This is a genomic window from Hymenobacter metallilatus (assembly GCF_003944705.1).
Taxonomy (GTDB): Bacteria; Bacteroidota; Bacteroidia; order Cytophagales; family Hymenobacteraceae; genus Hymenobacter; species Hymenobacter metallilatus.
Map to the genome: position 1 here is coordinate 26,650 of NZ_RWIS01000022.1, position 16,748 is coordinate 43,397.

General features: G+C 55.2%; 15 protein-coding genes and 1 tRNA gene. 10 read left to right on the forward strand and 6 right to left on the reverse strand.

The window, feature by feature from the left end; genetic code table 11:
- Positions 1–76: 76 nt before the first annotated feature.
- Positions 77–352 (forward strand): hypothetical protein, encoded by a 276-nt coding sequence (locus tag EI290_RS21700; protein WP_125433746.1) that lies wholly within the window; start codon positions 77–79, stop codon positions 350–352.
- A gap of 96 nt (positions 353–448) precedes the next feature.
- On the opposite strand, the gene EI290_RS21705 is transcribed toward EI290_RS21700, so the two are convergent.
- Positions 449–1,858, reverse strand: coding sequence for an FAD/NAD(P)-binding protein (locus EI290_RS21705; RefSeq protein ID WP_262706480.1), 1,410 nt, complete (start codon positions 1,856–1,858; stop codon positions 449–451).
- Between the two features lie 243 nt (positions 1,859–2,101).
- A complete protein-coding gene (rfaD, locus tag EI290_RS21710) occupies positions 2,102–3,067 on the reverse strand; it encodes an ADP-glyceromanno-heptose 6-epimerase (protein ID WP_125433748.1) in 966 nt (321 codons plus the stop codon).
- 209 nt (positions 3,068–3,276) lie between these two features.
- On the opposite strand from rfaD, the gene EI290_RS21715 reads away from it, so the two are divergent.
- From EI290_RS21715 to EI290_RS21735, 5 genes are all read left to right on the forward strand, one after another.
- A complete protein-coding gene (locus tag EI290_RS21715; RefSeq protein WP_125433749.1) occupies positions 3,277–4,188 on the forward strand; it encodes an ABC transporter substrate-binding protein in 912 nt (303 codons plus the stop codon).
- 18 nt (positions 4,189–4,206) lie between these two features.
- Positions 4,207–5,208: a FecCD family ABC transporter permease gene (locus tag EI290_RS21720; RefSeq protein ID WP_125433750.1), complete on the forward strand. Its 1,002-nt coding sequence runs from the start codon at positions 4,207–4,209 to the stop codon at positions 5,206–5,208.
- 117 nt (positions 5,209–5,325) lie between these two features.
- Entirely contained in the window at positions 5,326–5,751 is a 426-nt protein-coding gene (locus EI290_RS21725; RefSeq protein WP_125433751.1) for a 6-pyruvoyl trahydropterin synthase family protein, read from the forward strand.
- Between the two features lie 111 nt (positions 5,752–5,862).
- Positions 5,863–6,972, forward strand: a complete 1,110-nt coding sequence (lpxB, locus tag EI290_RS21730) for a lipid-A-disaccharide synthase (RefSeq protein WP_125433752.1) — start codon at positions 5,863–5,865, stop codon at positions 6,970–6,972.
- Between the two features lie 192 nt (positions 6,973–7,164).
- Positions 7,165–7,398 (forward strand): tetratricopeptide repeat protein, encoded by a 234-nt coding sequence (locus EI290_RS21735; protein ID WP_262706482.1) that lies wholly within the window; start codon positions 7,165–7,167, stop codon positions 7,396–7,398.
- Between the two features lie 90 nt (positions 7,399–7,488).
- Here EI290_RS21735 and clpX read toward each other — a convergent pair whose 3' ends face one another.
- The 4 genes from clpX to EI290_RS21755 form a co-directional block, all read right to left on the reverse strand.
- Positions 7,489–8,712: an ATP-dependent Clp protease ATP-binding subunit ClpX gene (gene clpX, locus EI290_RS21740; RefSeq protein WP_125433753.1), complete on the reverse strand. Its 1,224-nt coding sequence runs from the start codon at positions 8,710–8,712 to the stop codon at positions 7,489–7,491.
- Positions 8,713–9,005: 293 nt separating this feature from the next.
- On the reverse strand, positions 9,006–9,713 hold the full coding sequence (locus EI290_RS21745; protein WP_262706481.1) for a ClpP family protease: 708 nt from the start codon (positions 9,711–9,713) through the stop codon (positions 9,006–9,008).
- A gap of 225 nt (positions 9,714–9,938) precedes the next feature.
- Positions 9,939–11,267 carry a trigger factor gene (gene tig, locus EI290_RS21750; RefSeq protein ID WP_125433755.1) on the reverse strand — a complete coding sequence of 443 codons (1,329 nt, stop codon included), beginning with the start codon at positions 11,265–11,267 and terminating at the stop codon, positions 9,939–9,941.
- Positions 11,268–11,388: 121 nt separating this feature from the next.
- Positions 11,389–11,470, reverse strand: a tRNA-Leu gene (locus tag EI290_RS21755).
- A 318-nt stretch (positions 11,471–11,788) separates the two neighbouring features.
- Here EI290_RS21755 and EI290_RS21760 point away from each other — a divergent pair.
- The 4 genes from EI290_RS21760 to EI290_RS21775 all read left to right on the forward strand — a co-directional run bounded on the left by EI290_RS21760 (position 11,789) and on the right by EI290_RS21775 (position 16,237).
- Positions 11,789–13,996: a RelA/SpoT family protein gene (locus tag EI290_RS21760; protein WP_125433756.1), complete on the forward strand. Its 2,208-nt coding sequence runs from the start codon at positions 11,789–11,791 to the stop codon at positions 13,994–13,996.
- Positions 13,997–14,133: 137 nt separating this feature from the next.
- Complete coding sequence (locus EI290_RS21765) at positions 14,134–14,622, forward strand: Fur family transcriptional regulator (RefSeq protein ID WP_125433757.1); 489 nt, start codon at positions 14,134–14,136, stop codon at positions 14,620–14,622.
- A complete protein-coding gene (locus EI290_RS21770) occupies positions 14,619–14,966 on the forward strand; it encodes an STAS domain-containing protein (protein WP_125433758.1) in 348 nt (115 codons plus the stop codon). Before EI290_RS21765 ends, EI290_RS21770 begins: the two co-directional genes overlap by 4 nt.
- Positions 14,966–16,237: an adenylosuccinate synthase gene (locus EI290_RS21775; RefSeq protein ID WP_125433759.1), complete on the forward strand. Its 1,272-nt coding sequence runs from the start codon at positions 14,966–14,968 to the stop codon at positions 16,235–16,237. The genes EI290_RS21770 and EI290_RS21775 overlap by 1 nt, the downstream gene beginning before the upstream one ends.
- Positions 16,238–16,748 lie beyond the last annotated feature (511 nt).

The following is a 16,748-nucleotide window of genomic DNA, read 5'->3' on the forward strand; positions in this document are numbered from 1 at the left end:
ACTTAAAAAATATGGAATCTAACTCGTGCTAATATCGTTAGCTATTTAACTGATAAACGAGTAATTTTCTGCCCGTATGAAGACGCCCGCTGAATATCTTGCCTGCCCGGTTTTTGAGTTGACGTATCCCACCGGCGAAGCTGCCGAATCGGTACCTGTAGTGGCATACACCGATGCGCTACAGGCGGTAGAAGCAGCCCTGGCCGACGCTGAGAAATACAAGTATCTGCTGATGCGGGCCCTGCGCCGCGCCGCGCCGGTTCAGGCCTATCCGCCAGTGCCTACGGTAACTTTGCCTGTTCCCGAAACGCCGGTCTTGCCTCTCTATGTTCCCACTGAAATAGCCGCCTAGCACACTGATACTCTATTTCGTGTACAAGCAACGGGACGGGAAGCTGCTTAACAATGTTAGGCAGCTTCCCGTCCCGCTTTTTTTGCCAGCTACTAGCTAAGCTCCTACTGCCGGTGCCCGCAGGCGTTTGCCCAACTCTGTGGCCAGCGCTACGGCTTGCTCCCGCAATTCCGGTACGGCCGTCGATTCAAAAAAGTCCGGCCGTCGGCTGGGGCCCAGAGTGAACAGCACCGCCGAGGCCTGTCCCCGCGCATCCAGTAATGCCCCGTGAGCATCTGTCCGGATACCCAGGTGCAGTGTGTCGGGCTGCAGGTGGCCACTCTCCCGCAGGCTACCTACCACTGGCTCCTGAATGCGGCTGTAGTCGAGCAGGGGGCCAGTGCAGGTAATAACGTGCCGGGCCATTAGTTGCCGAGGTGGCTCCTGGCCTTTCTGAATGGTTACGCGCAGGTTATTGGTCATGGGTACTATATCCTTTACGCGGCCAATTTCCTGCTGTAGCTGGCCCGTTCGCATCATTTCCTGAACAGTCGCCGCATTCTGGGGCGGGCTCCGGTGCCGAAGCACCGACCAGATGCCGGCCAGGTGTCGCAGAAAACGAGCTTGCTCCAGCTGGGGCCAAGCCGCCCAAATGCTCCCTAGGTGCGGCCGGATTGCATCGAGTACCGTGCGCCAGTTAATTCCCTGAGCCTCGGCCGCCCGTATGTGCCGCCGGATGATGTGTAGCACCGCCAGCACAGTATCAGCCCCACGAAGCTCGTCGGCATAAAAATCCGGATATGCTGCCTCCTGAAACTTGTGCGCTGCCGGCCAGCGTCCGTGCCCCGATACGGCAGTTACTACACCCTGGTGCCCATCGGTGCGAAGGCCCAGCAGCACATCAATAGCTGTGAGACCCGTACCAATCAACAGCACAGTATCATGTGTGCCAATGTTGCGGAGGGCCCCTTGGGCCCAGGGGTTGCCGTGGTAGTTGGCGTGGTGCAGGTAGTCAGTGTTGCGGGAAGCGGGTGGGGAAGGCGGAAAGTTGCCTAAGGCCAGCACTACGTACTCGCTGGGTACCCTGGTGCCATCCTGGAGTTGCACGGTGGCCACTTGGCTGGTTGGATGTACCTGCACGCTCTGCGCCGCCTGGTTGTGCCAGGTAAATCGAAAGCCGTTCAGGGAAGGCCATTCGAGCACTTGGCTCACCAGCTGCTGCAGGTAGCGGCCGTAGCTCTGGCGGGAGCAAAACTCCTGCTGGCAAATTTCGGGGCTGGTAAGCCGCAGCCAGTTCTGAAAGTGGTCGGGCTGGTCGGGGAATGCGCTCAGAAACTGGCTGCGTACATTCAGCAGGTATTCGGGCCGGCGGGCAGTATAGGCCAGGCCGGGCCCTGGCACCGGGCGCGGCTCTACCAAGTGTACGTCGCAGTCATACGGCAAGTCGCCGGAGAGCCGGGCCAACTGTACTACCAGCATTGAGCCCGAAAATCCGCCGCCTATAATGGTTATGCTTCTGCGTTGCACCAGCCGAGTAGATGAAAAGGAACCTGCGAGTAAATTACTCTGGAAAAAATGATATAAAAATTAATTTTTGCAATATAAACGAAAAGTAATAGTTCGTATTCGCCCAGTTTGGTTGGCGCATATGCAGGCTAAGAAGTTGACTGCCAACCTATAGAAAATGCCAGGGAGCTAACTAGCCCCCTGGCATTTTCTACAGATCCATCTGAAATAAATCCTGATACGAATCAGCGGATTCGGAGGCCGCTAATAGTATTGACCGGGTACCAGGTAGTTGCGCACGTAGTCCGTAACACCGTCTTCCAGCTTTGTAAAAGGCCGGCCGTAGCCAATACTGCGCAGTTTGCTCATGTCGGCCTCCGTGAAGTACTGGTACGTATCCCGGATGTCCTCCGGCGTGTCGCGGAAACGGATGTCGGCGGTACGGTCCAGAGCAGCGAAGGTGCTCAGGGTAAGGTCGAGGAAGGTGCGGGCCTCCCCGGTCCCCAGGTTATAAATGCCCGAGTGTTGGCGCGTCTGCATCAGAAACAGGCACACTTCCACCACGTCCTTCACGTACACAAAGTCGCGTTGCTGCTCCCCGTCGGCAAAGTTGGGGTTATGGGAGCGGAACAGGGTCATGGAGCCGGTTTCCTGAATCTGCCGGAATGCGTGCAGAATTACGGAAGCCATACGGCCTTTGTGGTACTCGTTGGGGCCGTACACGTTAAAGAACTTAAGGCCCGCCCAGAAAAACGGCTTTTCCGGCTGCTGCACGGCCCAGTTATCGAAGTCGTTCTTGGAGTCGCCGTAGGGGTTAAGGGGCCGGAGCAGGGGCAGCAGCGCATCATTATCGGAGTAGCCCAGGGAGCCGGAGCCATAGGTGGCCGCGGAGGAGGCATACACCACTGGCAGCTGGTAGCGGCAGCAGGCCTGCCACATTTTCTGCGAATACTCCAGGTTCAGCACGTTCAATACGTCCCGGTTCTGCTCGGTAGTATCAGTACGCGCCCCCAGATGGAAAATGAACTCCACCTGCTCATGATGCTGATCCAGCCAGGCAAAAAACTCCTCCCGGTCTACATACTCCCGCAGGCGCTTGCCTTTGAGGTTGGCCAGCTTGCGCTCAGCAGTGAAGTTGTCCACCACCACAATATCATTGAAGTTGGCGGCATTAAGGCGAGTGACAAGACAGCTGGCAATAAAGCCGGCGGCTCCGGTTACAACAATCATAGGGCAGAAATTTAGGTCAAAAGTAACCCACGGATTCAGACGGATTTGTCGGGTTACACGGATTTCTTTTTTTCACTCACCCGCAGCCTAACGTTAAGCTCAACCACTGTAGCTCCTTTGGGTTGGGCCGGCAGGCGGCCGCTGTGGTTGAACTGTGGCTTTTCCGATGGGCTAGCGGGTTGGGCAGAATCCGCCGTTACCTTTGCGGCATGTTCTGCCTGCCTTCGTTCCGCCACGTACAGTTTTTGCTACCGGTGCTGGCCCTGCTGGCCGCCTGCCAGTCCGATACTCCGGCCACCACGGAAACCGCCGCTACCCAACAGGTGCGCGACGACCTGGGCCGTCAGCTGACCTTGCCCGCCCATCCGCGCCGCGTTATGGCCCTGGCGGCTTCCATGACGGAAATGCTGTATGCCGTAGCCGATACCGCCACCATTGTAGCTCGTACGCAGGTGTGTGATCATCCGGCCGCAGCCCTGCGCAAACCAGTGGTTAACAGCTACCCCCTGGACTTCGAGCGGCTGGTAGCCCTGAAGCCCGACGTGGTATTCACGACTGATGGCATCACCTCCCTGGCTGATGCCCAGCGCCTGCAAGAGCTGGGTATTCCGGTGTATTATCAGCGGTATCAGAAGGTAGAAGATATTTTTCGGGGCCTGACGGATCTGGGGCGGGTACTGGGGCGGCCAGAGCCAGCCCGGCAGGTGGTCGATTCTCTGCGGGCCGAGCTGGTACAGCTCACGGAACAGGTGCCCCCGCCCCCGCTACCCCGGGTGCTGGCCATTACCTGGACCGACCCGATTTACGTGTATGGACAGAATACGCTGTTTACGAATAAAGTATTGCTGGCCGGTGGGCAAAATGCCGTAGTAGAAAAGTTTAAGCAGCCGTATCCCGCCCTCACCCGGGAATACATCCTCAAGCTCAACCCCGATGTAATTTTGGGGGGCAGCTTTGGCAAAATGGATAGCACGTTTTTTCGGCTCTACCCGGAATTGAAGCGCACCCGCGCCTACCAAACCCGTCGCATCTACGACCCTACCGACGACCTGATGTCGCGTCCCAGCCCCCGCGTAGTGGAGTCGATCCGGGAGTTGAAACAGCTGCTGACCAGCCAGTAACTTGATACGCTGCTGCTCATGTCTCGTTCCGCTCTGCCCTGGGTTTTGGCCTGTTTGCTGCTCCTGCTGGGGCTACTGGTGGTAGGCCTGCGGGTAGGCAGCTACGAAACAGATTTTGCCCTGCTGGGCCGCACATTGCTGCACTATAACCCCCAGGAGCCGGCGCAGCTGGTGCTGGTAGAGTTACGGTTGCCCCGCCTGCTGCTGGCCCTGCTGGCCGGCGCAGCCCTGGCCCTGAGCGGCTACCTCATGCAGCTCATGGTGAACAACCCCCTGGCCGACCCTTACCTGCTGGGTACGGCCTCGGGTGGGGCGCTGGGGGCCAGTATCACGTTTGCTTTCGTGCCGGTGCTTATGATGGGCGGCCTGTATCTACCGCCGTTGGCTGCCCTTGGCGGTGCATTGGGTGTTACGTTGCTGGTGGTGGTTATTGGAAGCCGCCGGGGCCGCATTGTGCCGGCTCAGCTGCTGCTGGCCGGGGTGGCTCTCAGTTCCCTCACCACTGCTTTGGGTGGTCTGCTCACGTTTCTGGCCGCTACCGAGGAAAAGCTGCGCACCATTACCTTTTGGGCCCTGGGCGGCTTCGAACGGGCCAGCTGGGCCATTTTGCCGTATCCGGCCGTCACATTGGTAGTTGGCTTGGTTGCGCTCTGGCTGTTGCAGAAGGACCTTAACCTGCTGCTACTGGGCGAGGAGCGGGCCGCCGCTCTGGGGTTGCCGGTAGCCCGTACGCGCTGGCTGCTGTTACTTATTGCCTCCGGCCTCACGGGCTGCGCCGTGGCTTTATGCGGGCCCATCGGGTTTGTGGGTCTGGTTATTCCGCATATTACCCGTTGGCTGCTGGGCACCGTGCGCCGGGGCAATCTGCTGTTCTGTGCGCTGCTGGGCGGTACCTTTATGGTCTTCTGCGACTTATTGGCCCGGCTGCTGTACCCACCGGCGGGTTTGCCCGTTGGGCTGGTTACTGCCCTGTTCGGCGTACCGTTCTTCGTATATTTGCTGCGAAAACAGGGGACTTAGGGACTTAGGGACTCGGGGACTTGGTTACTGCCCAACGGCTTTTGCTATGCAGTTGGGGCCCGACCACGCGCTGCCAGCTAAGCCCCTAAGTCCCCAAGTCCCTAAGTCCCTTACCAAATGGTTTACATCAGCCGACAGGAACACTTCAACGCGGCCCACAAGCTCCACAACCCCAAGTGGAGCGAGGAGCGCAACCGGGAAGTCTTCGGCCCCTGCGCCAATGCCAACTGGCACGGCCACAATTACGACCTCATCGTCACCGTCAAAGGTCGCCCCGATCCGGAAACTGGCTTTGTTATCGACCTCAAGCAGCTCAGCACGCTTATCCGCACCCACATCGTGGACGAGGTAGACCACAAAAACCTGAACATCGATGTACCCTTCATGCAGGGGCAGCTAGCTAGCACCGAAAACCTGGTTATTGCCTTCTGGAAAATTCTTCAGCCCGAAATCGAACGTATTTCTTCCGCCAAGCTGCACAGCATCAAACTCTACGAAACCCCTCGCAACTTTGTAGAATATTACGGGGAAGAAGTCAATTAAAAATTAAAAATTGAGAATTAAAAATTTGCGCCGCTTTGCTATAAGTAGTGCAATGATTTTTAATCAGCTCATCAATTTTTAATTTTTAATTCTCAATTTTTAATTGACAACATGAAGTACTACCTGATAGCGGGCGAACGGTCCGGGGATTTTCACGCCGCCAACCTCATGCGCAGTCTGCGCGAGCAGGACCCCGAGGCTGAGTTTCGCTGCTGGGGCGGGGATATGATGCAGGCCGCCGGTGGTACCCTGGTGCACCACTACCAGGAAATGGCCATCATGGGTTTCTGGGAGGCAGCTACCAGCATCCTCAAATTTCGGGGTTACCTCAAAGAATGCCAGAAAGATCTGCTGGCCTACCAACCCGACGTAGTGATTCTGGTAGATTATGCTGGCTTCAATATGCGGGTGGCCAAGTTCGCCAAAGCCGCCGGCCTAAAGATATTCTACTACATTTCGCCCAAAATCTGGGCCTGGAATCAGGGCCGTGTGCACCAGGTAAAAGCCTTGGTGGATAAGATGTTCGTAATTCTGCCTTTCGAGGAAGAATTCTACCAGCGCTTCGATTACAAGGTGGACTACATCGGTAACCCCACCGCCGACGCCGTGGCCGAGTTCCAGAAAACCGAAGATTTCTACGAGCGGAACGACCTGGACCCGTTGCGGCCCATTATTGCCGTGCTGCCCGGCTCCCGCAAGCAGGAAATCGAGGAAATGCTCTACGAGATGGTGGCCATCCTGCCCCCGTTTCTTGATTACCAGTTCATCGTGGCCGGCGTCGATAACCTTGACCGGAACTACTACGCCAATTTCGAGCGCAACAACGTCCGTATCCTCTTCGACCAGACCTACGACCTGCTGGCCCACGCCACCGCCGCCCTCGTCACCAGCGGCACCGCCACCCTCGAAACCGCCCTGTTCGATGTGCCCCAGGTTGTATGCTACCGTACCAGCGCCGTGTCCTACGCCATCAGCAAGGCCGTTATCAAAGTACCGCACATTTCCCTAGTCAACCTTATTGCCGGCCGCGAGGTAGTAAAAGAGCTCATCCAGGGAGAATTCAATGCCCGCAACCTCGTCACCGAACTCAAAAAAATCACCGCTGACGAGCAGTTCATTGCCCAGCAGAAAGCCGGCTACGCCCAAATCCGCGAGAAGCTAGGCCAGCAGCGCGCGGCTAATAAAGCGGCAAAGTTGATGGTAGGGTATTTGAAGGGATAAATGTTCATGAATAATATTAAAATCACAGGTGATTAGTTATATGCAGGGAGAGAGAAACTACAGAAAAGCACTTGAAAATTTGGATATATTATATAGTGGAAGCTTAAAAAATGACACTGAAAAAATTGAAATATATAATATATATCTTGGCCTGATAAGATCAGCTGCTTATTCAGGTAACTACAAAGCTCAATTCGATTTGGCTCTGCATTACGTAATTTCTTTGGATTAAATATGAATTACAACAAGAGGAGAGCCATGTATTGGTATAAGAAGGCCTGCGAAGGAAATATGGCTGATGCATGTAATAATCTTGCAACATGTTATTATTCAGAAGGGAAAAAAGAGGAAGCAATATCTCTTTATAAAAAAGCTGTAAATTTAGGAAGTGTTTTAGCGAAGAAGAATTTGCGGGGGCTACTTTGAATGAGCAAATTCACTTTGCTAGAAAGTAAATTGCCTCGGTAGATACGTAATATATCTGCCGAGGCAATTTACTTTCTAGCAAAGTGAATTTTACGCCGCCCGCAACTGCTTCATAGCCGTTTGCTCAAACTTGCTCCGGGCGTAATCCTCATCAATTATCAACTCGGTAGTGCCTTCCTCTGAGGGCATATCGAACATGGCGTCGGTCATAATGCCTTCGCAAATGCTGCGCAGGCCCCGGGCTCCGAGGCGGTACTCGTCGGCGCGCTGCACAATGTACTCCAGGGCACCTTCTGAAAAGCTCAGTTGAATGCCTTCCATATCGAAGAGACGCTGGTACTGCTTCACGATGGAGTTCTTGGGCTCCGTCAGGATTTTGCGCAGGGTAGCGTGGTCCAGCGGGTTGAGGTGGGTAAGTACCGGCAGGCGACCAATCAGCTCCGGAATCAGGCCGAAGGCTTTCAAATCCTGAGCCGTTACGTAGCGCAGGAAGTTGTTGGTATCCACCTTCTCATCCAGCTGCGTTTTGGCAAAGCCGATGGGCTTGGTGTTGAGGCGGTTTTTGATGATCCGGTCGATGCCCACGAAAGCGCCGCCACAGATGAACAGAATGTTCTCGGTATTCACCGTAATCATCTTCTGCTCGGGGTGCTTGCGGCCGCCGTGCGGGGGCACGTTTACGGTGGTGCCTTCCAGTAGCTTCAGCATGGCCTGCTGCACCCCCTCGCCGCTCACGTCCCTGGTGATGCTGGGGTTGTCGCTCTTGCGGGCAATCTTGTCAATTTCGTCAATGTACACGATGCCGCGCTCCGCCGCTTCCACGTTGTAGTCGGCGGCCTGCAGCAGGCGCGTCAGGATGCTTTCCACGTCCTCACCTACGTAGCCGGCTTCCGTCAGCACGGTGGCATCGGCAATGCAGAAGGGCACTTGCAGAATGTTGGCCAGCATCCGGGTCAGGAAGGTTTTGCCTGTGCCGGTTTCGCCCACCATAATAATGTTCGACTTCTCAATCACCACATCATCCTTCTGCGGTTTCTGCATCAGGCGCTTGTAGTGGTTGTACACGGCCACCGACATTACCTTCTTGGCTTCGTCCTGGCCCACCACGTACTGGTCGAGGTAGTCTTTCATCTCGCGGGGCTTCACGAGGTTGAACTTCGGGGCCTTGGAGTTGGCCCGAATCTTATTCTCCTCGTTCAGAATTTGCTGAGCCTGGCCCACACACCGCTCGCAGATGTGGGCGTTGATGCCCGAAATCATCACCGAAACGTCTTTCTTGCTCTTGCCGCAGAAGGAGCACGTAATATCTGCCATTGCCAAAATAACTCGCTGAAAAAGGGGAGGGGGTAGGTAGCTCGCGCTGGCCTATCGCAAAGGTACGAAAAGGCCAACGCCCTGCATGAGCGAAAAAGTGCCGCCACAGTTGTCTTCTAACTTAACAAAAAAGCCCGCCAAAGCGGGCTTTTTTGTAGTAACAGGCTCAAAAGAACGTCATTCCGAGCAAAGCCGATGAATCTCGCGTGCTGAGGTTGCCAAGCTAATTTGATTACTAACAAGCGAGACTCCTCGGCTTCGCTCGGAATGACCTTCTGTTAAAAAAAGCAGACTTAGGCCGATTTTTTCTCCAGCACCTCATCAATCAGGCCGTATTCTTTGGCCTCGTCGGCGCGCATCCAGTAGTCGCGCTCCGAGTTGTCGTAGATTTCCTGGTAGGTTTTGCCAGTGTGCTTCGCCAGAATGTCATACAGCTCTTTCTTGAGCTTCAGAATCTCGCGGGCCGTAATTTCGATATCCGTCGACTGGCCTTGGGCACCGCCCGAGGGCTGGTGAATCATTACACGGGCGTGGGGCAGAGCCGAACGTTTGTCTTTGGCACCGCCAGCCAGCAGAACCGCACCCATCGAGGCGGCCAGACCCGTGCAGATGGTGGCCACGTCGGGGTTCACGTACTGCATGGTGTCGTAAATGCCCAAGCCGGCGTACACTGAGCCCCCGGGCGAGTTGATGTAGAGCAGAATGTCTTTCTTGGCATCAACCGATTCCAGAAACAGCATCTGCGCCGTCAGGATGTTGGCAATGTAATCGTCCACGGCCGTGCCCAGGAACACAATCCGGTCCATGATCAGGCGCGAAAACACGTCGATTTCGGCGAAGCGGGTAGGGCGTTCCTCAATTACCGAGCGGGTCATGCCGGTAGGCAGAATCAGACCGTTGCGGGTCTGGCCCTCTACGTGCTGGATGTATTGGTCAACGCCCAGACCGCTCAGGCCCTGGCCTTTTACGGCAAATTTGCGGAACTCTTGTTTATTCAGCATGATGAGAAAAAAGGAGTTAGGAGTTAGAAGCTAAAAGGGAAGCCCGTCATGCTGAGCTTGTCGAAGCATCTCTCCCGCTTCGGTGTAGTGGCAATTCATTACCCCCGGTAAAGATATTTCGGTAGGTTCAGCCCGACGGTCGTATAGCAAAGAACAACGGCAACAAAAAAGCCCTTACGGCAAGTAAGGGCTTTTTTGTTGGTCTGAAAACCGAAATGTCAGCAACTAGCCGGCATTCTGATTGCGGAAGTCCTCGGCCGTAATCGGGTTGTCGTTAACAACAACTTTGCCGCGTAGGTTTTCCAATACTTTTTCTGCCAGAATGGCCTCGTACTCCTCTACGTAGTTCTTGCCGTTTTCCTGACGCAGGTAGTTGTCGGCAAAGCCGCGTACCGACTCTTCCAGCTCCGGCGTCAGCTCCATGTTGAACTGGCCCAGAATTTTCTGGATGGTACGATCCACAATTTCTTCGTTCGATACTTTCAACTCGTTGGCCTCCACTACTTTGCTGCGGATCATCGACCACTTCAACTCCTTCTCGTAGTCCTCGTAGTGCTCCTCAATCTGCTCGGCGGTCAGCTTGCCCTGGTTGGCCCGCTCCAGCCACTTCTTGAAGAATGCCTTGGGCACTTCAATGGTGGTGCTTTCGAGCATTTTGTCGATGATCTGGCGGTTTACCAGATTGTCAGCCTCCCGGTCGTAGTTTTCCTGTACCGTGGAGCGTACTTTCTCCTCGAAATCTTCTTTTGACGTCACGATGTCCTTACCGAACACCTTATCAAACAGCTCCTGGTTGAACTCAGCCGGGGCGGAGCGCTGGATTTTTTCTACGGCCAGCATGTAGTCGCCCTCAATCTTCTCGGCTTCCTCTTTGCTCAGGCCCGTAAAGTTGCGGATAGCCTGCAAGTCGTCGCCGAAAGCGTTTTTGAGGTCGAATGACACCTCGTCGCCGGCTTTCACGCCTACAAACTTGTCGGCATCAGCCTTCAGCTTGTTGGTGGGCAGCAGCACCACGCGGCCTTCACCTTCCTCGCCGGCTTTTTTCAGCTTGCCGTAGATGAAGTCGTTGGCTTCCGACGCCTCGGGCTCGGTGGTTTCGCCGAACTGGCGGCCCAGTTGCTCGTACGTCTCGCTCAGGGTATTTTCGTCGAGGTCTACCTTGTGGCGGTTTACACTCACGGCCTGGTCGGCGGGCAGCTCAAACTCGGGCAGCAGGCCCAGTTCAAACTGGAATGAGTAGTCCTTCTGGTTATCGAAGTCGATGTCCGTAGGTACGGGCAGGGGCTCCCCCAGGATTTTCAGGTTGTTTTCCTTGATGTAGCCATCCACCGACTTGCTCAGCAGCTGGTTGATTTCTTCTACCAAAATGCCCTTGCCGTACATTTTGCGCACCAGCGTAACCGGCACCTTGCCCGGGCGGAAACCCTTGATCTGCGCCTGTTTGCTGTATTCTTTCAGCTTGCTCTCCACGGCGGGAGCATAATCAGCCTCCGTGAGATTCACTGTCAGGATGGCATGGAGCTGGTCGTCTTTCTTGTCGAGGGTAATGTCCAAAACTAAGGGTCGGTTAAGGGTACTACGTTGGGGTGAATAGCGGGCCAAAACCCGGGTAAAAAGAAACCCCCAACGGGTGGGTTGAGGGTTTGAATGCGGTTTTTACTGCAAAAACCTAAAGTGCGGATGGAGGGACTCGAACCCACACGCCTTGCGGCACCAGATCCTAAGTCTGGCACGTCTACCAATTTCGCCACATCCGCGTCGCAAGGCCAATTGCCTCGGGGGCGCAAAACTACGGAAGCACATCGGAAAAACAAACCGTTGTACCGGATCCGGTAGTTTAATTCCCATTGGCAAGTCGGGTGCAACGCGGCTTGTAGTAGCCAAATACAGGTCTTGGTCGAATTATTCGGGTTTTTCGGCGGCTGCAAAGTATTCTGCACCAACCCAGCTTCGGCGTTGTTGTCCTTTCTATACTCCGCTGTGGGTTTCTCTGTTCCGGTCGTTGCACAAGCTTCCACCGTATGCCGTACCTTAGCCATCTGTATTCCGGTGCCACTCGGCGCCGCCCGCGTACCATGTCCACTGTCATCGACCCCGAAGTAGAGCGCCAGGAAATTCTGCGCCACTACCGTCGCCTGCTGCGCACCGCCAAGCCGTATCTGAAGGGTGGTGATGCCAAGCTGATTAAGAAAGCCTTCAATACGTCCTTGGAAGCGCACAAGGAAATGCGCCGCAAATCCGGGGAGCCCTACATTCTGCACCCGCTGGCCGTAGCCCAGATTGTGGTGGAGGAAATCGGCCTGGGTACCACCAGCATTATTGCCGCTCTGCTCCACGATGTAGTGGAAGATACGCCCTGGGAAGTGGCCGATGTGGAGCGGGAGTTCGGTCCCAAGGTGGCGCGTATTGTGGATGGCCTCACCAAAATATCGGGCGTGTTCGACTACGGCACCTCCGAGCAGGCCGAAAATTTCCGCAAAATGCTGCTCACGCTGTCGGATGATGTGCGCGTGATTCTCATTAAGCTCGCCGACCGCCTGCACAACATGCGGACCCTGGACTCCATGCCCCGGCACAAGCAGCTGAAAATTGCCTCCGAAACCATCTACCTATATGCGCCGCTGGCTCACCGTCTGGGCCTGTATAGCATCAAAACCGAGCTGGAGGATCTGTATCTAAAGTATACCGACACGGAAATCTATACCGAGTTGGTGAACCGGGTGCGCCAGAGCCGGGCTGCCCGCAACCGCTTTATCAAGGAGTTTGTACAGCCCGTTGATGAGGAGTTGAAGGCCCAAGGGTTCCAGTACGAAGTGAAAGGCCGGCCCAAAAGCATCTATTCCATCCTGCGAAAAATGCGCAAGCAGAATATCACCTTCGACGAGGTGTACGATCTGTTTGCCATCCGTATTATTCTCGACGTGCCCCCGGAGCAGGAAAAAGCGGCCTGCTGGCAGGTATACAGCATCGTCACGGATTTCTACCAGCCCAACCCTGACCGCCTGCGCGACTGGGTGAGCACGCCCAAAGCCAACGGCTACGAAAGCCTGCACACCACCGTTATGTCGCGCACTGGTCAGTGGGTGGAGGTCCAGATCCGCAGCCGTCGTATGGATGATATTGCCGAGAAAGGCTACGCGGCCCACTGGAAGTACAAGGATGCGGCCACGGCCCAATCGGAGTCCACGCTGGAATCCTGGATTAATAAGGTGCGCGAAATGCTCGAATCCAATAACTCCAGCGCCCTGGAGTTCATGGATGAGTTCCGCCAGAACCTGTTTGTCAAGGAGGTGTATGCCTTTACACCGAAAGGCAAGCTGGTAATTCTACCCGACAAGGCCACCGCCCTCGATTTTGCCTTTGAAATTCACTCCCATATTGGCTTGCAGTGCCTGGGAGCTAAAGTCAACCAGAAGCTGCAGCCCCTGAGCTACCAGCTCCGCAACGGCGACCAGGTGGAAATTCTGACTTCCCAAAAGCAGAAGCCTACCGAGGAATGGTTGCAGTACGTGACCACCTCCAAGGCCCGCACCCGCATCAAGGATTGGCTGCGCGACGATAAGCGCAACAAGTCCGAGGATGGCCGTTACCTCGTAGAAAAACGGCTGGAACTGCTGGGTATCGAGTATAGCCAGGACAACCTCAACCGCCTGCTGGCCCATTTTAACACCAGCAACGCGCCTGACTTTTTCTACCGTATTGCCATCGGGCAGATTGACGGCCGCGAAATTCAGAAGGATCTGTTCGATCCTAGTGTGGAGGCTCCGCGGCTGCCCTCCATGCTGGAGCCGAAAGCATTCGACCACGAAGTACAGAAGGTGCGCGGCGTAAATGCCAACATGCTGGTAATAGGGGAGCGAACCGACAAGTTTGACTACACCATTGCGCCCTGTTGCAACCCCATCCCCGGCGACGATGTGTTCGGCTTTGAAACCGACCAAGGCATCGTCATTCACCGTACTTCCTGCCCCAAGGCCGTGCAGATGATGTCAAACTTCGGCAACCGCATCGTACGGGCCAAGTGGACCGATCAGTCCGAGCTGGCGTTTCTGGCCGGTATCCGCATTAAAGGCTCCGATAGGGTAGGGCTGGTGAACGACGTAACGCGCATCATCAGCAACAGTCTTAAAGTCAATATGCGCTCCATCACCATCGACTCCGATGATGGTATGTTCGAAGGCCAGATTATGGTGTTCGTCAACGATACGGCTCATCTCGATAAGCTCATCCAGCGCCTTTCCAAAGTGAACGGCGTGCTGCAGGTAGAGCGGTTTGACTCTTGATTCAGTTCTAAAAAGTTATCCTCAAAACCGAGGGTATAAAAAAGTATAAGTAGTTCCAACGAGCTTTCTTCGTTTGAGCGGGCCTACTGCCACGCTCCCGTTGTCGACTCCTTATAAGTAGCCTAATACACAGTACTATGCATCAGTCAGAAAAGCATCTGGACAAAGAGAAGTACGAAGAGGTAAAAAAGATTTTCACGGCCTACCTCGAAAACAAGGGCTTGCGTAAAACGTCTGAGCGGTATGCTATTCTGGAGGAAATTTACTCCCGAACGGGCCATTTTGATGTGGAGGAGCTATATGCTGGCATGAAGGAGCAAGGCCTGCAGGTTAGCCGTGCCACCGTGTATAATACGCTTGATTTGCTGGTTGAGCACGGCTTGGTCAGTAAGCATCAGTTCGGCCGTAACCTGGCCCAGTACGAGAAAAGCTACGGCTACCGTCAGCACGACCACGTCATCTGTACCGAGTGTCATAAGGTTGTAGAGTTCTGCGACCCGCGCATTCATGGCATCCAAACCATGGTCGGGGAGTTACTCAACTTCCATATCTTGCACCACTCTTTGAACCTTTATGGCGTGTGCGGCGACTGTCGTGCCAAAGCCGCCCGCTCTCAAGCCGAATGAAAACTGACTCCGCCATCCAGGATGGCATCCTCTTCGTGCGCCTCTCCGGCGACTTAATTGGCAGCCCTGATACTCAGCAGCTGCTCCAGAGCGTAGATCAACACCTCGGCGACGAACTGCGCAACTGTGCTGTCGACTTATCGGGCATCCGTTATATCAATAGCACTGGCATTGGCGTGTTAGTATCCTTACTAACCAAATTCCGCAGCCGTGGTGGCGAACTGATGTTGATTAACCCCGCCGACCACCCCCGCAAAATGTTAGCGCTTACTAAGCTGAACGCCATTTTTTCCATTGCAGACGATGAACAGTCGGCTGCCCAACAACTGAAAGCTGTAAACTAATGCCCGTTGATGTACTAGTAGGATTGCAGTGGGGGGATGAAGGCAAAGGCAAAATTGTCGATGTGCTGGCCCCCACCTACGATGTAGTAGCCCGCTTTCAGGGCGGCCCCAATGCTGGCCACACGCTCACTTTCGATGGTACCAAGCACGTATTGCATCAGGTGCCTTCCGGCATTTTCCACCCCCACATTATTAACGTAGTCGGCAACGGGGTGGTTCTTGACCCCGTAGTCTTCCGCCAGGAACTCCAGAAGCTCACCGACCGGGGCATTGAGTGGGGCCAGAACCTCTACATCTCCCGCAAGGCTCAGCTGATCCTGCCCTCGCACCGCGCCCTCGACCGGATTAACGAAGAAGCGCGTGGGGGTAGCAAAATTGGCTCTACTCTGAAAGGTATCGGTCCCACGTACCAGGATAAAATTGGCCGCACCGGCCTCCGCGTCGGCGATATTCTACTTCCCGATTTTCAGGAACGGTACCAGGAAGCTGTATCCCGTCACACCACCCTCGCTGAATTCCACGGCCGCGGCCTCGAAATTGAAGAATTCGAGGCCGATTTCTTTTCCGCCGTTGAATTCCTGCGCACCCTTAAACTCACCGATACCGAGTACTTGCTGAACGACCTGCTGCGGCAAGGTAAAAACGTGTTGGCCGAGGGTGCCCAGGGCTCCATGCTGGATATCGACTTCGGTACCTATCCATATGTAACATCCTCCAGCACTATTGTTGCCGGAGCCTGCACCGGCCTCGGTATTGCACCCCGTCATATAGATAAGGTGTACGGTATCAGCAAAGCCTACTGCACCCGCGTCGGTAGCGGCCCGTTCCCCACCGAGTTGCACGACGCAGTAGGGGAGCAGATCCGTCAGGCCGGCCGGGAGTTCGGCTCTACCACCGGCCGCCCCCGCCGCTGCGGCTGGATCGACTTACCCGCGCTTCGCTACAGCATCATGCTCAACGGCGTCACCGAAATTCACCTCATGAAAGCCGACGTGCTGGATGAGTTCGACGAAATTCAGGTCTGCACCCATTACCAGCTACCCAACGGCGAGCAAACCGACCACTTGCCCGACCACGGCGACCTGGAAAAGCTTACTCCCATATATAAGAGTCTGCCCGGCTGGCGCACTGATCTGCAGTCCATCACTGATCCGCAGGCCCTGCCTCTGCAGTTGAAAGACTACGTACAGTTTCTGGAGCATCATCTGGAAGTCCCTGTGAGTATAGTAAGCGTCGGTCCCGATCGGGTAAGTACACTCCACATGAACTAGCCATATTTTTAAACAGCCAGCTAGAATAAGAAACCCCGCCTACAGCTTCGTTGGCGGGGTTTCTTATTCTATTCAAATGACCAGCCCAGATTTTTTAACGAGCCCATGAACTTTTTATCCACTCTAAGAAGTTGTATCACAGCAAACAGTGGAATGCCTCGCCGGCCTTAAACGGATTTTTTGGGCCTGGGGTTTGGAATTCCGGGGGCAACCGGCCACCTTTGCCCTCCCAATCCGAAACGCGGAGCGGGCCGCTGCCACCCTTGGGGCCACCAGCGCGCAGTTCCTGCCGGCCTCCCGGCGCCGTTTCGCCGTCCGCGTCTTTCCTGGGGAAAGATAACGGTGAAAAAAGTTAGCCCCTGGGGTTGCAAATGGCAATGAGAGGGTGCTACCTTTGCACCCCGCTTCAGCAGGAGGCGCTTGGCAGGAGTCGAGACCGAAAAACTTTTTTCGGTCTGGTTCTTGGAAAAAGGCAGAAAAACAGGTTACCTTTGCAGCCCGGTTTCGAACG